Annotated in this window: 34 protein-coding genes, 2 tRNA genes and 1 pseudogene; 36 read left to right on the top strand and 1 reads right to left on the bottom strand. The window is 34.7% G+C overall.

Going from position 1 to position 23,179, the window contains the following annotated elements; translation table 11 throughout:
* Positions 1 to 57 precede the first annotated feature (57 nt).
* The 3 genes and pseudogenes from glpX to AACH21_RS05410 all read left to right on the top strand — a co-directional run bounded on the left by glpX (position 58) and on the right by AACH21_RS05410 (position 4,012).
* Entirely contained in the window at positions 58 to 984 is a 927-nt protein-coding gene (gene glpX / locus AACH21_RS05420; protein ID WP_338482825.1) for a class II fructose-bisphosphatase, read from the top strand.
* 153 nt (positions 985 to 1,137) lie between these two features.
* Complete coding sequence (locus AACH21_RS05415; protein WP_338482388.1) at positions 1,138 to 2,436, top strand: hypothetical protein; 1,299 nt, start codon at positions 1,138 to 1,140, stop codon at positions 2,434 to 2,436.
* 201 nt (positions 2,437 to 2,637) lie between these two features.
* Positions 2,638 to 4,012, top strand: a pseudogene (locus AACH21_RS05410) (IS66-like element ISWen3 family transposase).
* 126 nt (positions 4,013 to 4,138) lie between these two features.
* Here AACH21_RS05410 and AACH21_RS05405 read toward each other — a convergent pair.
* Complete coding sequence (locus AACH21_RS05405; protein ID WP_077188183.1) at positions 4,139 to 4,621, bottom strand: hypothetical protein; 483 nt, start codon at positions 4,619 to 4,621, stop codon at positions 4,139 to 4,141.
* Positions 4,622 to 4,826: 205 nt separating this feature from the next.
* On the opposite strand from AACH21_RS05405, the gene carA reads away from it, so the two are divergent.
* The 33 genes from carA (at position 4,827) to atpA (ending at position 23,179) form a co-directional block, all read left to right on the top strand.
* Positions 4,827 to 5,918: a glutamine-hydrolyzing carbamoyl-phosphate synthase small subunit gene (carA, locus tag AACH21_RS05400; RefSeq protein ID WP_236514842.1), complete on the top strand. Its 1,092-nt coding sequence runs from the start codon at positions 4,827 to 4,829 to the stop codon at positions 5,916 to 5,918.
* A 114-nt stretch (positions 5,919 to 6,032) separates the two neighbouring features.
* Positions 6,033 to 6,115: transfer RNA gene (locus AACH21_RS05395), tRNA-Tyr, on the top strand.
* A 4-nt stretch (positions 6,116 to 6,119) separates the two neighbouring features.
* Positions 6,120 to 6,190: transfer RNA gene (locus AACH21_RS05390), tRNA-Gly, on the top strand.
* A gap of 78 nt (positions 6,191 to 6,268) precedes the next feature.
* Positions 6,269 to 7,441, top strand: coding sequence for an elongation factor Tu (gene tuf, locus AACH21_RS05385; protein WP_253303165.1), 1,173 nt, complete (start codon positions 6,269 to 6,271; stop codon positions 7,439 to 7,441).
* Between the two features lie 14 nt (positions 7,442 to 7,455).
* Positions 7,456 to 7,776 (top strand): 30S ribosomal protein S10, encoded by a 321-nt coding sequence (gene rpsJ / locus AACH21_RS05380; RefSeq protein ID WP_012673184.1) that lies wholly within the window; start codon positions 7,456 to 7,458, stop codon positions 7,774 to 7,776.
* 9 nt (positions 7,777 to 7,785) lie between these two features.
* On the top strand, positions 7,786 to 8,508 hold the full coding sequence (rplC, locus tag AACH21_RS05375) for a 50S ribosomal protein L3 (protein ID WP_338482386.1): 723 nt from the start codon (positions 7,786 to 7,788) through the stop codon (positions 8,506 to 8,508).
* A gap of 2 nt (positions 8,509 to 8,510) precedes the next feature.
* Positions 8,511 to 9,125 (top strand): 50S ribosomal protein L4, encoded by a 615-nt coding sequence (gene rplD / locus AACH21_RS05370; protein ID WP_012673183.1) that lies wholly within the window; start codon positions 8,511 to 8,513, stop codon positions 9,123 to 9,125.
* Positions 9,122 to 9,409 carry a 50S ribosomal protein L23 gene (locus AACH21_RS05365; RefSeq protein ID WP_015589144.1) on the top strand — a complete coding sequence of 96 codons (288 nt, stop codon included), beginning with the start codon at positions 9,122 to 9,124 and terminating at the stop codon, positions 9,407 to 9,409. The genes rplD and AACH21_RS05365 overlap by 4 nt, the downstream gene beginning before the upstream one ends.
* A gap of 1 nt (position 9,410) precedes the next feature.
* Positions 9,411 to 10,235 carry a 50S ribosomal protein L2 gene (gene rplB / locus AACH21_RS05360; RefSeq protein WP_015589143.1) on the top strand — a complete coding sequence of 275 codons (825 nt, stop codon included), beginning with the start codon at positions 9,411 to 9,413 and terminating at the stop codon, positions 10,233 to 10,235.
* 3 nt (positions 10,236 to 10,238) lie between these two features.
* The gene (rpsS, locus tag AACH21_RS05355) at positions 10,239 to 10,523 is read left to right on the top strand and encodes a 30S ribosomal protein S19 (RefSeq protein WP_006279181.1); all 285 of its coding nucleotides are present in this window, start codon (positions 10,239 to 10,241) and stop codon (positions 10,521 to 10,523) included.
* A 5-nt stretch (positions 10,524 to 10,528) separates the two neighbouring features.
* The gene (rplV, locus tag AACH21_RS05350) at positions 10,529 to 10,876 is read left to right on the top strand and encodes a 50S ribosomal protein L22 (RefSeq protein WP_007549821.1); all 348 of its coding nucleotides are present in this window, start codon (positions 10,529 to 10,531) and stop codon (positions 10,874 to 10,876) included.
* 39 nt (positions 10,877 to 10,915) lie between these two features.
* Positions 10,916 to 11,530 carry a 30S ribosomal protein S3 gene (rpsC, locus tag AACH21_RS05345; RefSeq protein ID WP_010962753.1) on the top strand — a complete coding sequence of 205 codons (615 nt, stop codon included), beginning with the start codon at positions 10,916 to 10,918 and terminating at the stop codon, positions 11,528 to 11,530.
* 14 nt (positions 11,531 to 11,544) lie between these two features.
* Positions 11,545 to 11,958 carry a 50S ribosomal protein L16 gene (gene rplP, locus AACH21_RS05340; protein ID WP_010962752.1) on the top strand — a complete coding sequence of 138 codons (414 nt, stop codon included), beginning with the start codon at positions 11,545 to 11,547 and terminating at the stop codon, positions 11,956 to 11,958.
* 11 nt (positions 11,959 to 11,969) lie between these two features.
* Positions 11,970 to 12,173: a 50S ribosomal protein L29 gene (rpmC, locus tag AACH21_RS05335; protein ID WP_006279350.1), complete on the top strand. Its 204-nt coding sequence runs from the start codon at positions 11,970 to 11,972 to the stop codon at positions 12,171 to 12,173.
* A complete protein-coding gene (gene rpsQ / locus AACH21_RS05330) occupies positions 12,166 to 12,402 on the top strand; it encodes a 30S ribosomal protein S17 (RefSeq protein WP_007549925.1) in 237 nt (78 codons plus the stop codon). Before rpmC ends, rpsQ begins: the two co-directional genes overlap by 8 nt.
* A 13-nt stretch (positions 12,403 to 12,415) precedes the next feature.
* Positions 12,416 to 12,775 carry a 50S ribosomal protein L14 gene (gene rplN / locus AACH21_RS05325; protein WP_006279348.1) on the top strand — a complete coding sequence of 120 codons (360 nt, stop codon included), beginning with the start codon at positions 12,416 to 12,418 and terminating at the stop codon, positions 12,773 to 12,775.
* On the top strand, positions 12,775 to 13,092 hold the full coding sequence (rplX, locus tag AACH21_RS05320) for a 50S ribosomal protein L24 (RefSeq protein ID WP_006279347.1): 318 nt from the start codon (positions 12,775 to 12,777) through the stop codon (positions 13,090 to 13,092). Before rplN ends, rplX begins: the two co-directional genes overlap by 1 nt.
* 6 nt (positions 13,093 to 13,098) lie before the next feature.
* Positions 13,099 to 13,632, top strand: coding sequence for a 50S ribosomal protein L5 (rplE, locus tag AACH21_RS05315; protein WP_010962750.1), 534 nt, complete (start codon positions 13,099 to 13,101; stop codon positions 13,630 to 13,632).
* A 16-nt stretch (positions 13,633 to 13,648) separates the two neighbouring features.
* On the top strand, positions 13,649 to 13,957 hold the full coding sequence (rpsN, locus tag AACH21_RS05310; protein ID WP_006279345.1) for a 30S ribosomal protein S14: 309 nt from the start codon (positions 13,649 to 13,651) through the stop codon (positions 13,955 to 13,957).
* Between the two features lie 21 nt (positions 13,958 to 13,978).
* Complete coding sequence (gene rpsH, locus AACH21_RS05305; RefSeq protein ID WP_007551150.1) at positions 13,979 to 14,374, top strand: 30S ribosomal protein S8; 396 nt, start codon at positions 13,979 to 13,981, stop codon at positions 14,372 to 14,374.
* Positions 14,375 to 14,390: 16 nt separating this feature from the next.
* Entirely contained in the window at positions 14,391 to 14,936 is a 546-nt protein-coding gene (rplF, locus tag AACH21_RS05300) for a 50S ribosomal protein L6 (protein ID WP_007551152.1), read from the top strand.
* Positions 14,937 to 14,941: 5 nt separating this feature from the next.
* Positions 14,942 to 15,313: a 50S ribosomal protein L18 gene (gene rplR / locus AACH21_RS05295; RefSeq protein WP_006279867.1), complete on the top strand. Its 372-nt coding sequence runs from the start codon at positions 14,942 to 14,944 to the stop codon at positions 15,311 to 15,313.
* Between the two features lie 12 nt (positions 15,314 to 15,325).
* The gene (gene rpsE, locus AACH21_RS05290; protein WP_010962748.1) at positions 15,326 to 15,838 is read left to right on the top strand and encodes a 30S ribosomal protein S5; all 513 of its coding nucleotides are present in this window, start codon (positions 15,326 to 15,328) and stop codon (positions 15,836 to 15,838) included.
* Between the two features lie 3 nt (positions 15,839 to 15,841).
* Entirely contained in the window at positions 15,842 to 16,312 is a 471-nt protein-coding gene (rplO, locus tag AACH21_RS05285) for a 50S ribosomal protein L15 (protein ID WP_006279863.1), read from the top strand.
* 3 nt (positions 16,313 to 16,315) lie between these two features.
* Positions 16,316 to 17,644, top strand: a complete 1,329-nt coding sequence (gene secY, locus AACH21_RS05280; RefSeq protein ID WP_010962747.1) for a preprotein translocase subunit SecY — start codon at positions 16,316 to 16,318, stop codon at positions 17,642 to 17,644.
* On the top strand, positions 17,641 to 18,282 hold the full coding sequence (locus AACH21_RS05275; RefSeq protein WP_077188177.1) for an adenylate kinase family protein: 642 nt from the start codon (positions 17,641 to 17,643) through the stop codon (positions 18,280 to 18,282). The genes secY and AACH21_RS05275 overlap by 4 nt, the downstream gene beginning before the upstream one ends.
* 59 nt (positions 18,283 to 18,341) lie before the next feature.
* Positions 18,342 to 18,710: a 30S ribosomal protein S13 gene (gene rpsM, locus AACH21_RS05270; protein ID WP_010962745.1), complete on the top strand. Its 369-nt coding sequence runs from the start codon at positions 18,342 to 18,344 to the stop codon at positions 18,708 to 18,710.
* A gap of 24 nt (positions 18,711 to 18,734) precedes the next feature.
* A complete protein-coding gene (gene rpsK / locus AACH21_RS05265) occupies positions 18,735 to 19,121 on the top strand; it encodes a 30S ribosomal protein S11 (protein ID WP_015589137.1) in 387 nt (128 codons plus the stop codon).
* Between the two features lie 21 nt (positions 19,122 to 19,142).
* Positions 19,143 to 20,210, top strand: coding sequence for a DNA-directed RNA polymerase subunit alpha (locus AACH21_RS05260; RefSeq protein WP_077188176.1), 1,068 nt, complete (start codon positions 19,143 to 19,145; stop codon positions 20,208 to 20,210).
* A gap of 7 nt (positions 20,211 to 20,217) precedes the next feature.
* The gene (gene rplQ / locus AACH21_RS05255) at positions 20,218 to 20,646 is read left to right on the top strand and encodes a 50S ribosomal protein L17 (protein ID WP_007550873.1); all 429 of its coding nucleotides are present in this window, start codon (positions 20,218 to 20,220) and stop codon (positions 20,644 to 20,646) included.
* 23 nt (positions 20,647 to 20,669) lie between these two features.
* Complete coding sequence (locus AACH21_RS05250; RefSeq protein ID WP_338482384.1) at positions 20,670 to 21,020, top strand: YraN family protein; 351 nt, start codon at positions 20,670 to 20,672, stop codon at positions 21,018 to 21,020.
* A 60-nt stretch (positions 21,021 to 21,080) separates the two neighbouring features.
* Complete coding sequence (gene atpH, locus AACH21_RS05245; RefSeq protein ID WP_010962742.1) at positions 21,081 to 21,641, top strand: ATP synthase F1 subunit delta; 561 nt, start codon at positions 21,081 to 21,083, stop codon at positions 21,639 to 21,641.
* The gene (gene atpA, locus AACH21_RS05240; protein ID WP_012673176.1) at positions 21,638 to 23,179 is read left to right on the top strand and encodes a F0F1 ATP synthase subunit alpha; all 1,542 of its coding nucleotides are present in this window, start codon (positions 21,638 to 21,640) and stop codon (positions 23,177 to 23,179) included. The genes atpH and atpA overlap by 4 nt, the downstream gene beginning before the upstream one ends.

Here is a 23,179-nt window from a genome sequence, read left to right as displayed (position 1 = left end):
ACATATTGCAGTTTCAAGCAGCATGATATATATTGAATATAGTTCTTAAAGCAAATGATGGAAGATTTAGCCTATAAATTAGTTAAAGTGACCGAAGCTGCAGCACTTGCTGCGTATAAATTGGCAGGCTTTGGTGATGAAAAAAGGGCTGATCAGGTTGCAGTTGATGCAATGCGTACAGTATTAAATTCAATGGAAATAAATGGTACTATCGTAATTGGTGAAGGTGAGAGAGATGAAGCGCCGATGCTATATATTGGCGAGAAGGTTGGCACTGGAAATGGTCCTGAAATCGACATTGCCGTTGACCCACTTGAGGGCACTACGATTTGTGCTCATTACAAACCAGGGGCAATGTCTGTTCTTGCTGCAACGAAAAAAGGTAATTTTTTACATGCACCTGATGTTTATATGGAAAAAATAGCGGCAGGAAAAAATCTTCCAGAGGGTGTAGTCTCACTAAAAAATAGCATTGAAAAGAATCTAGACAATTTAGCCAAGGCAAAAAAGTGCAAAGTGAATGATCTCGTGGTAACTGTACTTAAACGTGAAAGGCATAGTGAATTAATAGAGAAAATCAGGAAATTAGGAGCAAAAATTAAACTAATAGATGATGGTGATGTTGCGGCCATAGTTTCACTAATAAATGGCAATCATGATATGTATATCGGTATAGGAGGAGCACCAGAGGGAGTGCTTGCGGCTGCAGCGCTAAGCTCTATCGACGGACAGATGGAGGGAAGATTAGTACTTGATACGGATCAGTTAAGAGAAAGAGCAAAAAATTTAAATATTGATGACCCAGAAAAAGTCTACGCCGTAAAAGATATGGCAAGAGGTGAATCAGTGTTCATTGCAACTGGAGTAACAAGCGGAGAACTTGTGGATGGAGTTAAATTGAATCATAATACCTATTCAACTAATTCTTTAATAATTCTGCCTAATAGGCTGATAAAGCTGCAAACAATGCAGAACTTATGTTAGCTTTTTTAGTTTCTAATTTTAGCTTTACAACATTTAGCATTAAGATATAATTAAGTTTACTTATAACAATAGAGGTGTGAAATGTTTTCTAGTATTGTAAATCTATTGAATGGTTTTTACAAAAATTAGAGTACCAAGGAAAGTGAAGAAAAGTTGACTCTTCTATCTCCTCAAGCAAATCTTCAATTCGATGAGACTCAGGTACAAAGTGTGCTCTCAGATTTTGAGAAATTGGAGTTTAAGGATAATAAGTGTTTTGACAAAATAGCAGACGATTATGAAAAGAAGGGGAAGAGTTCCCTCTTTAATTACGTGATATTGAATAAGCGGAAAGAAATAATTGATATATTAGATAGGAATCTTCCTCTTCTCGAAGAACAGGAGGAGTTTAGAAAGAAATATAGTCAATATGTTTTTCAAATTGACAAAGGAATGAGTTATGGAAAAGAACTTCAAGATAGACTTCGGTCTTTTAAAGATAGGGCAGAAGAAGTGTTATCAGATTTTGAAAAATTGAATTTCAATTTTAAGGATAATAAATGTCAAGATTCTTCTGATTCTGTAAATTATAATAACGGCCGGCCAGCAGATCCATTTGACAAAATAGCAAACTATTATCGACGGGAGAAGGAGAGCATTTTCCTTTTTAACTATGTGGTATTAAGTAAGCAAAGAGAAATAATGGATATATTGGATAAGAAGCTTACTTCTAAAGATCAGGAGGAGTTAAAAGAAAATTTTAAAAGAAGGTTGGGTAGATATCTTCTTCGAATTGACGAAGGAATGAATGATGCAAAAGAATTTCTAAACAAATATGATCTAATTGGTTTCTTTGATGGATGTTATTGGCCAGACAAAAAGGCAGGACATCTTGTTAATCATTATGATAATCTTAGTATCAGCATTACTAAACCTGGACAGAGTTTAGAAACTAGTCGTCTTTTTAGCGAAAAGACTAAAAGGATGGAAACAATTAAAAATGAGGTACAAAGAGTAAAAATATACAGTAATGATAAAAGAATAGTAACAATTGAGAAGAATGAGAAACAACAGAGGAACTACTCCTTTACAGAATTTGCAATATGTGACATCGAAATTAGTTGCGGTGCAAAAGATGAATCTGGAAAAGACCTTAACTGCGCTGTTGTTCTAAATATAAATTTAGGTCAAGTTAGTATTAAAAAATCAACTATTGACGGTAAAGATGTTGAACCAAAGGAAATTTTAGAATTAGCTAAGCAAAACGAGGCTGTGCTTATAAAAGGTAAAGCTTTACATGAAGTTTTAGCAGCACATTTCATTAAGCAAATACCATATGAGGAAAAGAAGAGTACGCAATCGCACGAAAATATTGTTGTACCTGGTTCCGGTGCACCTCGCTCAGCTATTGATGAAAGAGTAACTGTAGAGTGTTCGTTCAAGAGAGAGTCCGTTCAAGAGAGTAGCAAATAAGGTAGACGAAACAGGATAATAAAGATAATCATAGAGCAAAAGTGAGGTAAGATATTTTAGAACTCTGCAAAGATTTGCAGCAAAAAATAGAAAAGAGAATGAAAGTTTAAAAGCAGAAAAGATGTATCCGTTCAGCGGAGTGGCAGAATAAGGTAGACAAGGTGATCTAAGAAGATAATCATAGAGCAAAAGTGAAGTAATATGGTAAACCTTTTAGAACTTTGCAAAAATTTACAGCAAAAAATAGAAAGGTTAGAAGCAAAAATAGAAAGATTGGAAAAAGAGAATGAAAGTTTAAAAGCAGAAAATAAGGCTTTAAAGATAGAAAATGCTGAGTTAAGAGAAAGACTCGGTTTAAGCTCAAAAAATTCATCAATACCAAGTTCCAAAGAGTTGTATAAAATAAAAAAGAATAAGCCGAAAAGCGAAAGGAATATTGGCGGTCAGGTTGGTCATAAAGGAAGTTTTCGCGCCAACATGGATGCAGATAAAGTAGTAAAGATAGAGTTGCCTAATACTTGCGAATGCGGAGGAGAAATTGCAATATGTGAAAAACCATATATTCATCAGAAAGTTGATCTTCCAGAAATCAAGCCTTATGTAGTGGAATATCAGTTAGAACATGGCCGTTGTCGGAGATGCGGAAAGAGAAGAAGTAGCAAGTTACCGGAAGGTGTTACGCCAGATACATTTGGTCCAAGGGTTAAGTCAATAATTGCAGCGTTCAGCGGATTCTACAAAAATTCAAAACGCGAAATAGCGAGTGTCGTAAATGATATCTTCAATTTGAACATAAGCGTCGGTAGCATATCAAATAGTGAACATAGAGTTGCTTCAAAATGCAAAAAAATGTATGAGCAGATCGAACAAGAGATAAGTAGGAGTAAAGTTCTACATATTGATGAAACGAGCCATTATAACAAAGGTAAACTCGCTTGGTGTTGGATGTTTGCAAGCAATACGGCAAGTTTTGTAAAATTTACAGAGTCAAGAGGAATGAAAGTTTTACAAAATAGTAAATTCTGCAATCGCAATAGCTTGGTAATAACTGACAGGTATGCAGCATACAATTATTTTGCCGATAAAAACAGGCAAATCTGTTGGGCACATTTATCAAGAGATTTTGAAAGGTTAGCACATAGTTGAAGTTAAAGTTCTGGGTTGTTACTTGAGAAACGTGGCCACTGAATTATTTGCACTAAAAAAAGCTTTACTAAAAAGTGAGATAGATGTTTTGAGGTTTGTCAGACGTGCCAGAAAATTAAGAAAACGTACAAAGTATTACTTGAAGGAGATATCTCGTTTACCTGAAGCAATTGGAGCCTCTCGAGTTGCAAAAAATGTTCTGAGATCTGAAAGAATGATGTGGAAATTTTTAGATGACCCAGAAAATATTCCGCTGACAAATAACCACGCTGAACGGCAAATTCGGCATTATGTCGTTTATCGCAAAAACTCATATTTTACACAATCAAAGCGGGGAAATACATTCCTTGAGCGGATAATTTCATTATACTTAACTTGGAAACAAAGGGGTCTCAATCCTTTCCAAAATCTCCTATCTATTGTTTCTTAAACCACTCTCCTGAACGGATACGAAAAGATAATTTCATTATACTTAATTTGGAAACAAAGGAGGCTGAACCCTTTTCAAAACCTTCTATCTATTGTTTCTTAAACCACTCTGCTGAACGGAGACAGTTTAGGCTGTTATGCCTGGCGGCTTTGTTGGAATAAGTTTTTCAACACTGCTAACAATAAAGTCAGTGATACCGTCAGCTACCTTATCGAATTTATTGTTTATATCTTTTCCTATTTCTTCATTTTTAACATATTCGTGTAGAGCTAAAGCAGTTATAGCTGCACATGCTGCAATCAAGCCAGTTTTTGCTATAATGAGCATTGATAATCCTCCTACCAATATAGATGTTAATCCAATAGCCAGGTTTATAATTTTACTTTGTGTTGTTTGTTGTGCTTCCTGATTTTGACCTGCTTCCTTCTCTTCAAGAACGTTTGATATTATTTTTGAGACAATTTTTACCGCGATTATTGCAATTGCGGTCATAGCTAATCCTATGGCTATTTTTGCTAAGAGAAAAAATGATGGCAACACCATCGTAAAGAATAGTAAACCAGCTCCTGCAATCAGTAACTTATTTTTAGACTGAAACCCACTTAGCATGATAACTAACCTCTCTATTTTTTAACTACTAAATATATCTAATATAAAATACGGAGATAGTCAACATATTTTATGGAAGGGCGTGTTAAAAATTTTTTTCATATTGTTCTTCGCCGCCTTATGGTTGAATTTGGAGTTTTAGAAAGAGTTACGTATTATTTGAAATTCTTGTATACTGTTTTGAATCAGTTAAATAGATAATGAAGTGCAGGACGCAGTTTTAATTTTACAAGATGGTAAATGCTTTTGGGGAAAATCAGTAGGTAAAAAAGGCAAGTGCATAGGTGAGATCTGTTTTACCACTGGTATGACCGGGTATCAGCATACTATAACTGATCCTTCTTTTGCCGATCAAATTATAACGTTCACTTTTCCTCATATTGGTAACATTGGAGTAAACCATAAAGATAATGAAGGAAAGAAAATTTTTGCAAGTGGTGTGGTTATGCGTGAACTTTCTTCTATGTCCCACTCTTCTTCATATATCAGTTTAAATGATTGGTTAGAGAAAAATAACGTGATTGGGATATCAGGAGTTGATACTAGAGCTTTAACGAGACATTTGAGAGAACATGGATCTCAAAATGGAATGATATACCCGTCAAGCGAGACGCATGTGTTGGATGAATTGAAGAAATACAAACCTGTAAATGGGATAGAAATAACCAATAAAGTTAGCTTGCATAGTAATTTTAAAAGAGACCTTAATGCAAAATATAGGGTTGTAATCGTTGATTTTGGCGTAAAAATCAGTATAGTTTCACGCTTAATAGAACTTGGTTGTACAGTTGAATTAATCAGACCAAGCACAGGTTTTGCTCAAAAAGTGTTGAGTATGAATCCAGATGGTATAGTGCTTTCAAATGGTCCTGGTGATCCGCAAGAAATAGGAGAAAGTGTAGTTTCAGAAATAGACATTATTATAAAATCTAAAATACCAATTTTTGGCATATGCATGGGCCATCAATTACTTGCGATTACTTTGGGGGCAAAGACCATCAAGATGGATATAGGTCACCGAGGGAGTAACCATCCAGTTTATGATGTAATTAGTGGAAAAGTTGAGATCACTAGCCAAAATCATGGTTTCGTTGTTGATTCAGCTTCTCTTCTAAGTAATGTTGAAATTACTCACATTTCTCTATTTGATAATAGTGTAGAGGGAATAATGATGAAGGATTACCCAGTCTTTTCTGTGCAATACCATCCAGAAGAAGCGCCAGGTACGCATGATTCGCATTATTTGTTTAAACGTTTTATTGACAATATTGTGTTGTATAAAATGAAATCTGCGTGATTTTAATCAGGGTAGGTTTTATTGCTTGATTTTTTAATTTTAGGCGTTTAGTATTAAATACAATAAGAGCTTAAGTTAAGATGCTAAAATAGTATTCTCTTAACAAATTTTTGCGGAGGAGTGACCGAGTGGTTAAAGGTAACAGACTGTAAATCTGTCCGCGTGAGCGTACGTAGGTTCGAATCCTACCTCCTCCATTGTGCGGGTATAGCTCAATGGTAGAGCTCTAGCCTTCCAAGCTAGTGGCGTGGGTTCGATTCCCACTATCCGCTCTTTTTTTTGTTGTATTTTTATAAAATCAACATATTATTTATTGATGTATTTGTATTTTAGGTGGAAAAGTTTAAATTATGACAGCAATAGTGGAAGCATTTGGAAAGCCGCATGTAAATGTGGGAACAATAGGGCATGTGGATCATGGGAAGACGACGTTAACAGCGGCGATAACGAAGCATTATGGAAATTTTGTAGCGTACGATCAGATAGATAAAGCGCCAGAAGAAAGGAAGAGGGGGATAACGATAGCAACAGCGCATGTTGAGTATCAGACGGAAAAAAGGCATTATGCACACGTTGATTGTCCTGGACACGCTGACTATGTAAAGAACATGATAGTAGGTGCAGCACAGATGGATGCGGCGATATTGGTAGTGTCGGGGGTTGATGGGCCAATGCCACAAACGAGAGAGCATATATTGCTGGCGAAGCAGGTAGGTGTTGGATATATCGTGGTGTATATAAATAAAGCTGATGTTGCTGATGCTGATATGATAGATTTAGTAGAAATGGAAGTGAGGGAATTACTGAGTAAATACGGATTTCCAGGGGATGAAGTGCCTGTGGTGGTTGGTTCAGCACTCAAGGCGCTGGAGGATGACAGCAGCGAATATGGAAAGAAATCAATAGACAAATTGATGGAAAAGTTAGATGAATATGTAGCGGTTCCACCAAGGCCTGTGGATTTACCATTTTTATTGCCAATCGAAGATGTATTTTCGATATCGGGGCGAGGAACAGTGGTAACAGGAAGAATAGAGAAGGGAGAGATAAAGACGGGAGAAGAGATAGAGATAATAGGTCTGCAAGCGACGCAAAAGACGATATGCACAGGTGTTGAGATGTTTAAGAAGTTGCTGGATAAGGGAAGTGCAGGGCTCAATGTAGGAATATTGTTAAGAGGAACAAAAAGAGAAGAAGTGGAGAGAGGGCAAGTATTAGCGAAACCGGGGACGATAACACCGCATAGAAAGTTTAAGGCGGAGGTTTATATATTAAAGAAAGAGGAAGGGGGAAGGCATACACCATTTTTTGCGAATTACCAGCCACAGTTTTATTTAAGGACAACGGATGTAACTGGGAGCATAAAATTGCTAGATGGGAAGGAGATGGTAATGCCAGGAGATAATGTGAGTGTAGAAGTAGAATTGCAAGTACCGATAGCAATGGATAAGGGATTGCGTTTTGCGATAAGAGAAGGTGGTAGAACTGTTGGTTCTGGTGTTGTTTCTGAAATTTTGGAGTGAGTGTAGTAACTAAGATGAAGCAAGATATATATATTAACATTAAGGCTTTCGATTGTTCTTTATTGGAGGAGTGTGTTCGAAAATTTGTTGATGAATTAAAGCGGTCCAGTGCAAAATTATCTGGTCCGATTGCGTTGCCAAGGAAAGATTCTAAATTTATTGTTAATAGATCTCCTCACGTTGATAAAAAATCTCGTGAACAGTTTGAAATGAGAACTTCTAGGCGTTTGATTGTTTTACATGATCTTACTCCTACTATGATGCAGATGCTTACAGGTTTATCTTTTTCTGCTGGCGTAGAAGTGGATTTAAAAGTCAAGGAAGTTAAGGTTTAGGAGAAGGAAATGAAGAGAATAAATTCGCTGAGGAGAATTGGTTTACTAATGATGAATATTGGTCATACTGCTATGTATTCTGACAATAGTCGCATGGCTGTAACTTTATTGCATCTCAGCGAAACTTATATTATTGATATAAAAGGACAAGATAAATGTGGCTATAATTCAGTCATTTTAGGCACAGGAGATTTTAAAAATATAGCAAAACCTCAGTTGGAATATTTAAGGAAAAAGGGTATAAATAATAAATGTAAGTTATACGAAAGTAGATTAAATGACCTGTCGGGAATAGAATGTGGTAAAAAAGTGGGAATCAATCATTTTGTGGTTGGTCAATATCTTGATATTACGGGTTATTCTATAGGTAAAGGATTTGCTGGTGTGATGAAGCGGCATAATTTCAGTGGGCTTAGGGCATCTCATGGTGTTTCTATTGCTCACAGATCACAAGGTTCCACTGGCCAATGTCAGGATCCTGGTAGAGTATTCAAAGGAAAGAAAATGGCTGGTCATTTAGGTAACAGCAGGATAACTGCACAAAATATGAAGATATTATCCATTGATCATGAAAATAGTATAATTGCTGTGAAGGGTAATAATGTTCCTGGGTTTAAAAATTCCTATGTTTTTGTAAGAGATGCAGTTAAAAAATCTTTACATAAAGATGTTCCTTTTCCGGTAGGTTTACTGTTAGATGTAAATGATGATGCTAGTAATTTGGTAAGTTAGTTATGGAATGTAATTTAGTTAATCTATCTAATGATAATGTAGGTACTGCTCAGCTCAATCCTTTGATATTTTCTGCTAAGCAAAAATTGAGTATTTTGCATGATATAGTGAGATGGCAATTAGCGAAGAGAAGAGCTGGTACTCATAAAACAAAAGGTATTAGTGATGTCTCTGGTACAACAGCTAAACCTTATGGTCAAAAACGTACTGGTAGGGCAAGACAAGGGAGCTTGCGATCTCCTCAATTTAGAGGTGGTGGGATTATTTTCGGCCCTGTTGTGAGGAGTCATACTTATTCTCTTAATAAGAAGGTACGCAAATTTGGTTTAAAAATTGCTTTATCTCTAAAGTATTTAAATAATCAAGTAATTATTCTGGATAATTTAAATATTGATGTGAAGAAAACGTCTGAAATGTGTAAATGTATTAAAAATTTTAAATTTTCTTCCTTTTTGATAGTTGGTGATTATGGAGATGATTTGTTGCGTGCGGCTAAAAACTTGCACTATGTAGACTTAATCAAACCTATTGGGTTAAATGTTTTTGATATATTGAATCACGAATGCGTGATGTTGACAAAGGATACTTTAAAGCATCTTGAAGGTAGATTGTTATGATCAAATATAATAATATAATAAAATCTCCTATAATTACAGAAAAGGCCTCTTTTTTGAGGGAGAAGTTTAATAAATATTCTTTGTATGTTTTTGTAAATGTAAATAAGCGTCAAATAAAGTTGGCAATAGAGTCTCTATTTGATGTTAAAATTTCTTCTATAAATGTTGTTAGAATTAAGCCTAAATATAGGCGTTTTAGGGGTGTGATTGGTTGTGAAAAACAGAAAAAGAAAGTTTATTTTTCTTTGATGGATGGTCAAAAATTAGATATAATGAGCGTTTAGTATGGGTATGAAATTTTTTAATCCTGTTACTCCGTCTTCTCGTGGGACTGTGTTAGTAAGTAAAGTTGGTTTATCAAAAGATGAGCCAGAAAAGTCTCTTACATCCGGTAAAAAGTCCAGTGGTGGAAGAAATAATCATGGTAGAATTACAACTCGTCATAGGGGTGGTGGTCACAAAAAGAAGTATAGAGTGATAGATTTTAAGCGTAATAGAAGTGGTCAAGGTATAGTTGAAAAAATAGAGTATGACCCAAATAGAAGTGGGTTTTTGGCGTTAATATCATATAAGGAAGATGATATTAAGTCTTATATATTAGCTCCTCAAGGTATGAAGCCAGGTGATGTTGTTACAGCTGGGAATGATGCTGATATTTTGCCAGGGAATTGTTTACTACTCAAGCATATACCTGTTGGTTCTTTCGTTCATAATGTTGAGCTGAAGCCAGGTAATGGTGCTGCGATTGCTAGAGCTGCTGGTTGTTATGCACAAATCGTTGGTCGTGATGGCCAATATGTTTTATTACGACTCAGGTCTGGTCAAATTAGGTTGATTTTATCTTCTTGCAAGGCTACTATTGGTGTAGTATCTAACCCTGACCATAAGAATAGAAAGTTGGGTAAAGCTGGGAGAAGTAGGTGGCTTGGGATTAGACCTACTGTACGTGGAGTTGCAATGAATCCGGTTGACCATCCTCATGGAGGCGGGGAAGGAAAAACCTCTGGTGGTCGTCATCCTGTTACTCCTTGGGGTGTTGCAACAAAAGGAAAGAAAACTCGAAGGAGAAATAAATCTAGTGATAAGTATATAAAACAATTGAAAGGTTAGTTTATGAGTAGATCTGCATGGAAGCCTCCTTTTTGTCATCCTTCTATATTAAAGTCGGTGAATAATGCTTTAAACAAGGGGTTTGTTAACATGGCTATAAAAGTTCATTCCAGGGCTTCTGTAATTCTTCCTAATTGTTTAGGTTTAAAGTTTGCTGTTTATAATGGTAAGGATTACATTCCTGTGAATGTTAATGATCAGAATATGATAGGTCATAAGTTTGGTGAGTTTTCACCCACTCGTAAATTTACTGGGCATAGTGGTGATAAAAAGGCGACAAGAAGGTAATTGATATGAAAAACAGAGATGTAATAGTTAAAGCTGGTTCTAGGGTTTTAAAATCAACTCCTCGTAAATTGAATTTGGTTGCTGGTTTAGTACGTAATAAAAAAGTTTCTTTTGCCACTGTGCAATTAAGATTTTGTGAAAAGAAAGCTGCAGGTCTTATAAGGAAGGTATTAAATTCTGCGATTGCTAATGCTCAAAATTATGGATTGGATATCGATAATTTATATATAAAAGAAATTTTAATAGGTAAGTCTCTTACTTTGCGTAGGGTATGTCCAAAAGCTATGGGTAGAGCTAATAGAGTTAGTAAACGTTATAGTAATATAACTGTAAAATTGGGGGAAATTATATGATTCATAAAAATAGAAAATTAATAAGGAAAGTGCAAAAATATGGGAAACGTTAATCCTAAAGGATTTAGGTTAAAAATAATTAATACTTGGTCATCTATTTGGTATGCTGAGAAGGGTTATAAACAAGGGTTGCATCAAGATTTATCTATTCGCAGTTATATAAATGAATCTTTTAAGCATGCTGGTGTTTCTAAAGTAATTATAGAGCGTACGATCGATTTGGTATCTGTAATAATACATTCTTCTAGACCTGGAGTGATAATAGGTAAGAAAGGCTCGGATATTGAGAAGATAAAGCAAAAGATAGCTGAAAAAGTAAAAAATAATGTGGAAGTGAATGTAGTAGGGGTTAAAAGGTCTGAAATAGATGCAGTTTTAATATCAAACAGCATTGCACAGCAGTTAGAAAAAAGGGTTTCATTTAGAAGAGCGATGAAAAAAGCTATTCAAAGTTGTTTGAGGATGGGTGCTAGAGGTATTAAAGTAAGTTGTTCTGGGCGCCTTGGCGGAGCTGAGATAGCTCGTACTGAGTGGTATAAAGAAGGCCGTTTGCCTTTGCATACTTTACGTGCTAATATAGATTATGCTTTTGCTGAAGCAAAAACTATATATGGCATCATAGGAGTTAAGGTCTGGGTTTATATTGGTAACTAATTAGGTATATTGAAATGTTTATTCCTAAAAAAAGTAAATATAAAAAAGTATTTAAAGGACGAATTAAGGGTAACACGAAAGGTGGTAGCACATTATCTTTTGGAGATTATGGTCTAAAGGCTATGGAAGCAGGTAGGATTCAATCTAAGCATATTGAAACTGCAAGGCGTGTAATATCTAGAACATTAAAACGCTCTGGTAAAGTGTGGATAAGAATTTTTCCTGATACCCCTGTTAGTAAAAAGCCGGCGGATGTGCGTATGGGTAAAGGGAAAGGTAGTGTTGAGTTTTGGGTATTTAAAGCTAAGCCCGGTAGAATGTTGTTTGAAATTAGCAGTGATGTTCCCATGCATTTAGCAAGATTGGCGCTTGAAAAGGCAACTGCTAAGCTTCCTATGAAGTGTAAATTTGTATCTAATCATAATTAAATGGAGTTGCAATGGATATAGCTGACATTGAATCGAGGTCCTCGCAAGAATTGCATGAAATTCTTGTGAATTTGAGAAAAGAGTTTGTTAATTTGGTTTTTCAAAAGAAGCTGGGCCAGTGCAACAATATTTCGCGTTTTAGCTTAATAAGAAAGAGCATAGCTCGTATTTTAACTACATTAAATAAAAGAAGAAGAGAGGAAAAGAATGCCTAAAAAGGTTTTTTGTGGTACTGTAACTAAGGCTAAGTGTGATAAGACTGTAAAGGTTTCGGTATTACAAGTGTATAAGGATGAGCTGTATAAAAAGGTTATAAAAAAATACAAGAAGTATACAGCACATGATGAGAATAATAGTTGTAAAGAAGGGGACAAGGTTTTAATACAAGAACACAAGCCTATTTCTACTACTAAAAAATGGGTTATTGTTAATAGCTCACATTGAATAGGATATTTATATGATTCAAAAAAATACATTGTTGGAAGTAGCTGATAATTCTGGCGCGCGTGCAGTGCTTTGTATTGGTTTATTGGGTGGTAGAAAGTCTGCATCTATAGGTGACACAGTTATTGTATCTACTAAATCTATTACTCCAAGAGGGAAAGTTGAGAAGGGAAAAGTATATAGAGCAGTTGTGGTGAGGGTGAAAAGCCCTATTAGAAAATCTGATGGTTCTGTAATTCGTTTTTCTAGCAATGCTGTAGTTTTGATTAACGATCAAGGTGAACCACTTGGCACTCGGGTGTTTGGTCCGGTAAAAAAGTTATCATCTGGTTCTTTTATGAAGATAATGTCATTAGCTGTTGAGGTTTTATAATGAGTGCTAAAATAAAAAGTGGTGACGACGTTATAGTTTTAACTGGTAAAGATAAGGGAAAAATTGGTAAGGTAATCAAAGTTATAGCACGTGATGCTAAAAAGAAAGTAATTGTTTCTGGAGTGAATGTGCATAAGAGACATACTAAACCAAAAGCTGGTAGTAGTGGTGGTATATTAAATAAAGAGTTAGCTATTGATATATCCAACGTTGCAACATTGGACCCTAAATATAAAACTCCAACTAGAGTGGGGTTTAAGGTTATAGACGGTAGAAAGGTGCGTTTTGCAAAAGTTTCTGGAGAAGTGATAGATTAGGTTGATATGTTTAAAGAATTGTATAAAGATAGCATAGTAAAGTCCTTGAAGGATAAGTTTAATTACGGCAATATAATGCAAGTGCCTAAACTTGTCAAGGTGTGTATCAATATGGGCGTTGGAGATGCTGCTACAGATAGTAAAGCAATAAATGAACCACTTGATAGCCTATATTTGATTGCTGGGCAGAAGCCTTTATCAACTTTTGCAAAAAAATCTATTTCTGGCTTCAAGATCAGAAAAGGTGCTACAGTAGGTTGCAAAGTAACTTTGCGTAGAGATAAAATGTATGAGTTTTTAGAAAGATTGATATATATTGCTTTGCCAAGGGAAAAAGATTTTAGAGGATTTAGTGTGAAGCAATTTGACGGTAATGGTAATTTTTCCTTTGGTATAAAGGAACATATCTCGTTTTTAGAAATAGACTATGATAAAATAAGTAAAATTAGAGGTATGGATATTAATATTATAACAAGTGCAGTTAGTGATAAGGAAGCAAAGGAATTATTACTGGCTCTTAAATTTCCTTTTTTTGATTAATTGAGAGGAGAAATATATGGCAAAAAAATCTATGATAGAAAGAAATCTTCGCAGAATAAAGTTGTGCGATCAATATAAAGAAAAAAGAGAAAAATTGAAATCTATAATAAATAATAAGAATTTGTCTATTGTAGAAAGGTTTACAGCTCAAAATAAATTAATTAAAAAATTGCCTAGAAATTCTTCTAAAACCAAAATTAGAAATAGGTGTGCTTTAACTGGGAGACCAAGAGGAGTATATAGAAAATTTGGTTTATGTAGAATTGTTTTGCGTGATTTATGTTCTTTTGGGCAAATTCCAGGAGTTACAAAGTCTAGTTGGTAAATATAATATAAGGAGTATATTGTGGCGTTATCTGATAGTATTGGTGATTTTTTAACAAGGATACGTAATGCTCAATTGGCAATGCATAGGGCAACAAGGGTACTATTTTCTAAGATGAATTCTTCTATATTGGAGATTTTAAAAGAGGAAGGGTATATCCTTGATTATGAAAAGCAAGTTGTAGATAATTTACCTTCTTTCATTGTAAAATTGAAGTATTATGAGAAGTCACCTGTAATTAGTGACATAGTTAGGGTGTCAAAGCCTGGTTGTCGTCGTTATTCTAAGTATAAGGACATTTCTAAAGCATATAATGGTCTTGGTATTTTTATTATATCGACACCCAAAGGAGTGATGACTGATTATAATGCACATAAGTTAAAGGTTGGTGGAGAAGTTTTGTGTCGTGTGTTTTAAATAATAGGAGAAATTCATGTCTCGTATAGGTGCTGCTCCTATCAATATTCCTGCTGGTGTTTCAGTTGAATATAATAATGGTAGTATGTTAATAAAGAGTGCTAAGGCTGAAAAGGAAGTTAGCTTGATCAGGGATGTTGTGTGTCAGATTATTGATAATCAGCTATTGCTTTCTGTTGATCAAGATAAAGATAATTATGATAAAATAAAGCCTATGTGGGGCACTTATAGGAGTAATATTAATAATATCATTAACGGCATGGTTGATGGTTTTTCTGTTAATCTTGAGATTAACGGTGTGGGATATAAGGCAGAGTGTGATGGTAAGTATTTGACTTTATATCTTGGTTATAGCCATAATGTTAAATATAAAGTGCCTAAAGATGTTGAGATTAAGTGCATAAAGCCAACTCACTTAGTAGTTAGTGGTATGGATAAGCAGAAGGTCTATATGGTGGCGTCTGATATATGCAAAATTAGAAAATATGATCCTTATAAAGGTAAGGGTGTTGTAATAAAAGGCAAATTTATGCTGCGTAAGGTTGTAAGTAAAAAGAAGTAATAAAAATGAAAAGATCGTATAATTTTTTAAGTAATTCTGAAAAAAGGAAGTTACGTAATAGAGCGAAGCTTGACAAGAGCGCTGAACGTTTACGTATATCCATATTTAAATCTAATAGGCATTTTTATGTCCAGTTAATTAATGATGTAAAAGGAATAACTCTCACTTCAGCTTCTACTTTGGATGCTAAAATTAAGGATGTATGTAAAGGGAAAGTCAACGCTGAAACTATAAAACAGGTTTCTTCTTTAATGGTTGAGCGTCTGTCTGGCATGAAATTAGAGCAGCAGCTTACGTTTGATCGTGGAGCGTATAAATACACAGGATTAGTTTCTCAATTTGCTGAGGCTTTAAGAAGTTCTGGATTTGAATTTTAGAAGGTTTTGAATATGGCTATAAAGAATTTACAAAATAATAATGATTTATCAGAGCTTTTAGTTTCGGTACGAAGAGTGACAACGGTTACCAAAGGTGGTAGAAGATTTTCATTTTCAATTTTGGTTGTTGTTGGCGATGAGAAGGGTAGGGTAGGGTGTGGAATAGGTAAGCACGCAGAAGTTGCTGAAGCAAGAGTCAAAGCTGTAAATGCTGCAAAGAAATCAATGATTAGAGTGTACTTGCGTGAAGGTAGAACTTTGCATCATGATATTAAAGCTAAATTTTGTTCTGGTGAGATAGTTTTAAGAACCGCAAGAGCCGGAACAGGTATTATTGCTGGTGGAGCGATTAGATCAGTTTTTGAGGTGTTAGGTATAAAGGATGTGGTAGCTAAATCCACTAGATCAAATAATCCTCATAACGTTATATGTGCGGTGTTTAAGGCTTTTGATAGTATGTTATCTCCTCGTCAGGTAGCAAGCAAAAGAGGCAAAAAGATTAGCGAGATAGTTGGAAACAGGTAAAGTATGAATAATGCTGTAAAATTAAACTCTATATTTACTAAATTATCTAAGAAAAAGAAGCCTAAGTTGCTGGGTAGAGGTATCGGTTGTGGTAAAGGTAAAACATCCGGTAGAGGGCATAAAGGGCAGAAGGCTAGAAGTGGAGTTTCTATAAATGGTTTTGAGGGTGGACAACAGTCTATATATACTCGTTTGCCTAAAAGAGGTTTTAAGCCTATACGTAGGAGCATATACTCTATAATTAATGTTGGCGATATACAGCGCTTAATGGAAGCTAAAAAAATAGTGAAAGACTCTGTTATAGATAAGGAGAGGCTGTATAAATTAGGTTTTATAAAGTCTATTAAGGATAAAATTAAACTTCTTAATAAAGGTAAGTTGAGCGAAAAATTTGTGTTTCATGTTGATTTTGCGTCAGAAGCTGCAAAAAAATCTGTAGCTTCAGTTGGTGGTAGTGTGGAAATACTATCGTAAGTCATGGGCAATAAATCAGCATTTAATAGCTTGGATCCTACGTTGTTATATAAAGGCGATTTATTAAAGCGTATATTTTTTACGCTAATAGCTTTAATTTGCTATCGCTTGGGTACTTATGTCCCTATTCCTGGAATTAATCTTGATGTAATTAATGATATATTTCCCAAAGATGGCTCAGGCGTTTTTGGAGTATTTAATTTATTTTCTGGTGGTGCATTGGCTAGAATGACAATTCTAGCATTGAACGTTATGCCATATATAATGGCTTCTATCATTATTCAGTTACTTTCTTCTGCGATTAAAGGAATGAAGGAAGTTAAGAATGATGGAGAGTCAGGCCGTAGAAAGATGAATTCTTATATACGCTATCTGACCATAGTAATTTGTGTATTTCAATCAATTCCAATTTTGGTTGGATTGGAAGGGATGAATAGGGAAGGGGTATTGGTTGTAATCGAACCTGGTGTTATGTTTCGTACAATAGGTGTTTTCAGCCTTTTAGGTGGAACTATGCTTTTAATATGGCTTGGTGAACGAATCAGCGCTAGCGGTATAGGCAATGGTATCTCATTAATCATTTTCACGGGTATAATATCAGAGTTACACAGCGCTTTGTCATCTTTGTTAACGTTAAATAAAAACGGTAGCGTATCGTTATTTATTATCCTTTTTGTTTTGGTATTGTTTTTTTTGCTGCTACTCTTAGTCATTTTTGTAGAGTCTTCTTATAGAAAGGTTATTGTTCAACATCCTAAAAAGCAATTTAAAAGATTACATAATGACGATTTTACTTATATTCCATTGAAGATTAATTTATCTGGTGTAGTACCAACCATTTTTGCTAATGCAATTTTATTGACACCTATTTCAATTGCAAATTTCTATAAGGGGCACGCTTTTTCTGATTTTATTTTGAATTACTTTATGGCAAATAAAGTAGTATATATTGTAGCCTATTTGGTGCTGATAGTATTTTTTAATTTTTTCTATACCAATTTTATATTTAATCCAGAGGAAAACGCAGATTTTCTTAAAAAAAATGGTGGTTTTATACCTGGTAGAAGGCCTGGGAAACATACTTCTGATTACCTTCAAGATATAGTTTTTAAGTTGACATTCATTGGCTCTGCGTATTTGGTAGTCATATGTACTGTACCTGAAGTTATGAGATATTATTATGATATACCATTTATTTTTGGTGGGACGAGCTTACTGATTATAGTGAACGTTATTACTGATACTATTATGCAAATACAATCTTATATTTTTTCAAATAGGTACGACAACTGGATAAAGAAATATGAGTCTAAAACGAGGAAAGTAAGATGATCATTACGATTTTTGGTCCTCCAGGTTCTGGTAAAGGTACTCAGTCAAGCTTGTTAATAGCAAAATATAATTTAAAATTAATTTCAGTAGGGGATTTATTAAGGAATATTATATCCAGCAGTAGTGAGTTAGGTAAAAAAATAAAGGGTACCGTGGAATCTGGTAATTTAATTCAAGATGAAATTATATGTGGATTATTACGTGACCAGATTGCATTAGTGGATGATAATTGCTTATTAGATGGTTTTCCGAGAAATTTAAACCAGGCTCATTTTTTGACTCAAGTTTTGCAAGAAAAATATAATAGGGATGTTGACATTGTAGTTGAGCTGCAGCTTGACGATAATATTGCAATCGATAGGTTAAAAAATCGTCTCGCGTGTTTGGACTGTAAAAGCATATATAGTGTATCTTCTTTTAAGAGTACTACTTGTGCTAAATGTAAAAGTACGAGGTTAGAGAAAAGAATTGATGATGCTGATATGTCTGCAATTAATAAGAGAATAAGTGAATATCACCTTCAAATGAAAGGTTTACGCGAGTATTATAAAGGCAAATTATTAACAATTGACGCTAATTTGAGTGTTGATGAGGTAACGCAAGAGATTGAAAGTAAAATTTCTTGTAATTTGGTTTGACTCTGAGTTGTTTTATGGTATAAATTAAGAGTTGTTATTAATAAAGTATCGAGGTACCAGTGGCACGTATTGCAGGCATAAATATTCCAGTGAGGAAATGTGTTCCTTTTGCATTAACTTATATATATGGTATAGGTATTGCTACTGCGAATGTAATTTGTCACGCTTGCGAAGTTGATAAGCGCAAACGTGTTTCAGAATTACGAGATGAAGATATAGAAAAGATCAGCGGTTTCATTAGACAAAATTATGTTATAGAAGGTGAGCTCAGAAAAGAAGTGGCTATGAACATAAAATCTTTAGTGGAAATGGGATGCTATAGAGGGGTGAGACATAGAAAAGGTTTACCTGTGAGAGGGCAAAGGACTCATACTAATGCTAAGACTCGTAAAGGTAGATCTCGGTTGCCTATTGCTGGGAAAAAATAAAATTTATTATTATTGTGAGTTTTAATGAAAAAAGTCAAAACGGTTAGTAAGAGTAAGAAGGAGTTTATTACTGGTGTTGTCCATATTCGTGCAACTTTTAATAATACTTTTGTAAATGTAACTGATGTTCATGGTAATACGCTATGTCAAACTTCTGTGGGTGCATGTGGTTTTTCAGGTTCGAGAAAATCCACACCTTATGCTGCAGGTAAGGCTGCGGAGTCTGCTGCGAAGAACGCAATGGAGAGATTTGGTATGAAGGTTGTCTCTGTAATAATTCGCGGTCCTGGCTTTGGTACCGAAGCTGCGGTTAAAGCACTTCAGAGCTGTGGGTTGACTGTGACTTCAATTGCAGATAAAACCGCAATTCCTCATAATGGGTGCAGGTTAAGAAAAAAAAGAAGAGTATAGGATATTTGAAAAGGTTGTTTTATGTATTATAATAATGATGTTTCTCTCTGTAGCAATTTAGATAAATTGATTAAACCTAGTTCAGTTAAGGTAATATCAGATGATTCAAGTGAAAAAAGTGATATAGTGCTGGAACCGTTGGAAAGTGGTTTTGCTTTAACATTAGGTAATGCATTAAGACGTGTAATGTTATCTTCTCTTAAAGGTAGTGCTGTTTATGGAATAAAAATTGAAGGTGTAACTCATGAGTTCACTTCAATTCAAGGGGTGAGAGAAGACGTAACTGATATAGTATTAAATATGGGTATGTTGAGGTGTAAATTAAATGGTGCTTCTAATAAATGCTTAAATTTAAACGCTAAAGGGCCTTGCCAGGTATTAGCTGGGATGATAGAAACTGATGATCAATGCTCTATTGTGAATAAGGATTTATTAATATGTACGCTGGGGCAAAATGTAGAGCTTAACATGACCATATATGTGGCTAGCGGAAAAGGTTATCTTCCTGTAATTAAGTATAAAGAAAACGAACTTTTGAAGCTTATGAGTGAACAGGATTTAATTGGTTTTATTCCAGTTAATGCTTTGTATAGCCCTGTCAACAGGGTTTCGTACAGGGTAGAGAACAGTCGTGTTGGCCAAGTGACTGATAAGGATAAGCTGATATTGTCAATTGAAACTGATGGTACAATTTCTCCGAGTCAAGCTGTTGACTCTGCTGCAAGAATATTACAGGAGCAACTTCAGCCCTTTATTAGTTCTGATGTAAGTTATAAAAAATCGCAGGTTTCTTCGTCTAGTGGTGCTAAAGATTTGGGTTATGACCCTGTCTTATTGCGTAAGGTAGATGAAATGGAATTATCTGTCAGGTCTCATAACTGTCTGAAAAACGAAAACATCACTTATATAGGTGATCTTGTGCAAAAGACAGAAGGTGAAATGTTAAGAACTGCTAATTTTGGCAGAAAGTCTTTGAATGAGATTAAGGCAGTTTTGACTAATTTTGGCTTGTCTTTGGGTATGAATGTGCTAAACTGGCCACCTAAGGATATAGATGAGTTGGCTAAACAACATACTGATGAAGATTAGGTGATATATGAAACATGGAATAAAAAAACGTAAACTATCTCGTTGTACTGAACATAGATTATCGACGTTAAAGAATCTATCTATCTCATTAATTAACCATGAGCAGATTGTAACTACTTTACCAAAAGCTAAGGAACTTCGTCCATATGTCGAAAAGTTTATTACAATTGCTAAGAATAAGAATACTTTACATGGTAGAAGACTTTTGCTTTCACGCCTTCATAATAGTAAGTTAGCAGTTGATAAGTTATTAAACGTCTTAGCCAGCCGTTATCAAGATCGTAAAGGTGGGTATTCTAGAATAATAAAATTTAGCACTCGAAAGGGTGATTGCGCTTCAATGGCAGTGATAGAACTGGTTGATAGGGATATTGCAGCAAGAGGTAAGGTTTATAGTAAAAATAAAGAAGGAGGCAAAGTAGTTACACAAAGTTAATTGTTATCATAATTGTTCTTCTTGTGGTAAGTAGGTTACGCTACTTTGTAGGTTACTTTGGCGAGTTATTAGTTTTAGTATATTTAAAACTGAAATGGTATAGTGTTATAAAACGCCGTTACCGTTGTAAGTTCGGTGAAATTGACTTGATTGTATCTAAAAAAAAGGAGCTGATTTTTATAGAAGTTAAAACAAGTTTACTTGGAAAAGAAATACCGATATCTCATCTTCAATGTCAGTCTATTATAAATTCTTCTAAGTATTTCTTAAGTAAAAACCTTAGTTTTTTAGATTATTCAGTCAGATATGATTTATATTTTCTTTCCTTAAAGAGAAGACCTGTTTATATAAAAAATGCTTGGATTGAAGAATGAAAGATTTGTAGCTGAATTAATTTAGATTTACTGGATTTAATTAGATTTACTGGATTTAATATGAAAAAGACCCAATACAATAATTTAGTTTCATCTTACGCTAGAGTGCTATTTCATGTCTCAGGAAGCAGGTTAGGTATTATAAGGAAAGAAGTAGAATTTTTGTTGGCTTTTTTTAAGGATCAACGTGATGTTTTTGTGTACCTATCTCATCCTATGATTTCTTTTGCACACAAAAAAGAAGTGATGCTTTCTATAAATGAGCACTTGAGTGAGAATTTAGTAAAATTTATTATGGTTATATTTGCAAATAAACGCTCTAGTTTATTGATCCTTATATTAGAAAAATTCTTAAGTCTTGCAAGAGAAAATGAAAATGAATTCGAAATTACTATAAAGTCAGCAGAAACTTTAAAGGAATCTGATATAAAAATAATTACTGAATCTTTGAGCTTTCTTGGTAAAATAATAAAAGTAAGCAATGTGGTTGACCCTTCTATACTAGGTGGCTTCGTAGTTAGGTATGGTTTTAATTTGATCGATGCTTCGCTAAAAAGTTACTTGGATAGGTTAGTTGACTTAAGTAAAATGGAAATATTAAAAGTAAGGAATTTTGTATGAAGAACAGTATGAATGTTTCTGAGATAGCAAGTATAATAAGAGAAAAGGTTGAGACGTTTGATAATCCTATAAAGCGGGAAAATATAGGTGAAGTAATTTCAGTAACAGATGGTATCGCATTGGTTTATGGGCTGGAAAAAGCAAAATTCGGTGAAAAGGTATTTTTTGCAAGTGGTGTAGAAGGAATAGTTCTCGATTTAGATCATGATACGGCTGGAATAGTTGTGCTTGGTAATGACCGTGATGTGAAAGAAGGGGACGTTGTAAAATGTAGTGGTGATGTTGTGCAGGTGCCTGTAGGGCATGAATTGTTAGGGAGAGTTGTAAATGCGTTGGGCCATCCTATGGACGACGGTGGGGAAATTAGAGCCAAAAACAGAATGGATATAGAATCTAAAGCGCCAGGCATTATTGATCGTAAGTCTGTGCATGAGCCACTGCAAACAGGAATTAAAATTATAGATTTGCTAATTCCAATAGGTAGAGGGCAGCGTGAATTAATTATTGGTGATAGACAAATTGGTAAAACTACTATTGCGCTTGATACTATTATCAATCAGAAGAAGATTAACGATGAGGTAAACGAAAATCAAAAAGTTTACTGTGTTTATGTTGCTATTGGGCAAAAAATTTCAACAGTAGCAAAAGTGGTAAATAAGCTGAAAGAAAGCGGAGCATTAGAGTATACAACTGTAGTTGTGGCTAGTGCATCTGACTGCGCGCCTATGCAATTTTTAGCACCTTATGCTGGTTGCACTATTGGGGAATTTTTCCGTGACAATGGAATGCATTGTTTGATTATATATGATGATTTATCTAAGCATGCTGTGGCATATAGGCAGATGTCTTTATTGCTCAGACGTCCTCCTGGTCGTGAAGCTTACCCTGGAGATATATTCTATGTACATTCTCGCTTGCTTGAAAGAGCTGCTAAAATGTCTGATAAAAAAGGGCAGGGTTCTTTAACTGCTTTGCCAATTGTCGAAACTCAAGCTGGTGATGTATCTGCATATGTGCCAACAAATGTTATTTCAATTACCGATGGGCAGATCTTTCTTGAGTCTGAATTATTTTATAAAGGATTTCGACCTGCAGTAAATATAGGTTTGTCAGTTTCACGGGTTGGTTCTGCTGCACAACTAAAGTCTGTGAAGAAAGTTGCTGGTTCTATAAAGCTAAGCTTAGCTCAGTATAGAGAATTAGAAGATTTCGCAAAATTTGGTTCTGATCTTGATGCTAGTGTTCAATTATCCTTGAATAAGGGTAAATATCTTGTCGAGTTATTAAAGCAAAAACAACATTTACCTATGTCAATAGAAGAACAAGTAGTGCTGATGTATATTTTTTCTAACCTATATAATCAGTTAAGTAAAATACAAATAAGTTACATTAATAAATTTGAACATGATCTTATTAATTATTTTCATACTGTGCATCCTGGGGTTTTAAAAAAGTTGTCAAATGACATGAGTGATGATATAAAAGGTGATATTTTTAACATTGTGAGTAATTTCGTTACTCAATTTAATTGCGTTTAG

The sequence above is a fragment of the Wolbachia endosymbiont (group A) of Ophion costatus genome (assembly GCF_963969245.1).
Classification (GTDB): domain Bacteria; phylum Pseudomonadota; class Alphaproteobacteria; order Rickettsiales; family Anaplasmataceae; genus Wolbachia; species Wolbachia pipientis.
Note: the sequence above shows the minus strand (reverse complement) of the source record. Positions and strands in the feature narration are given on the sequence as shown.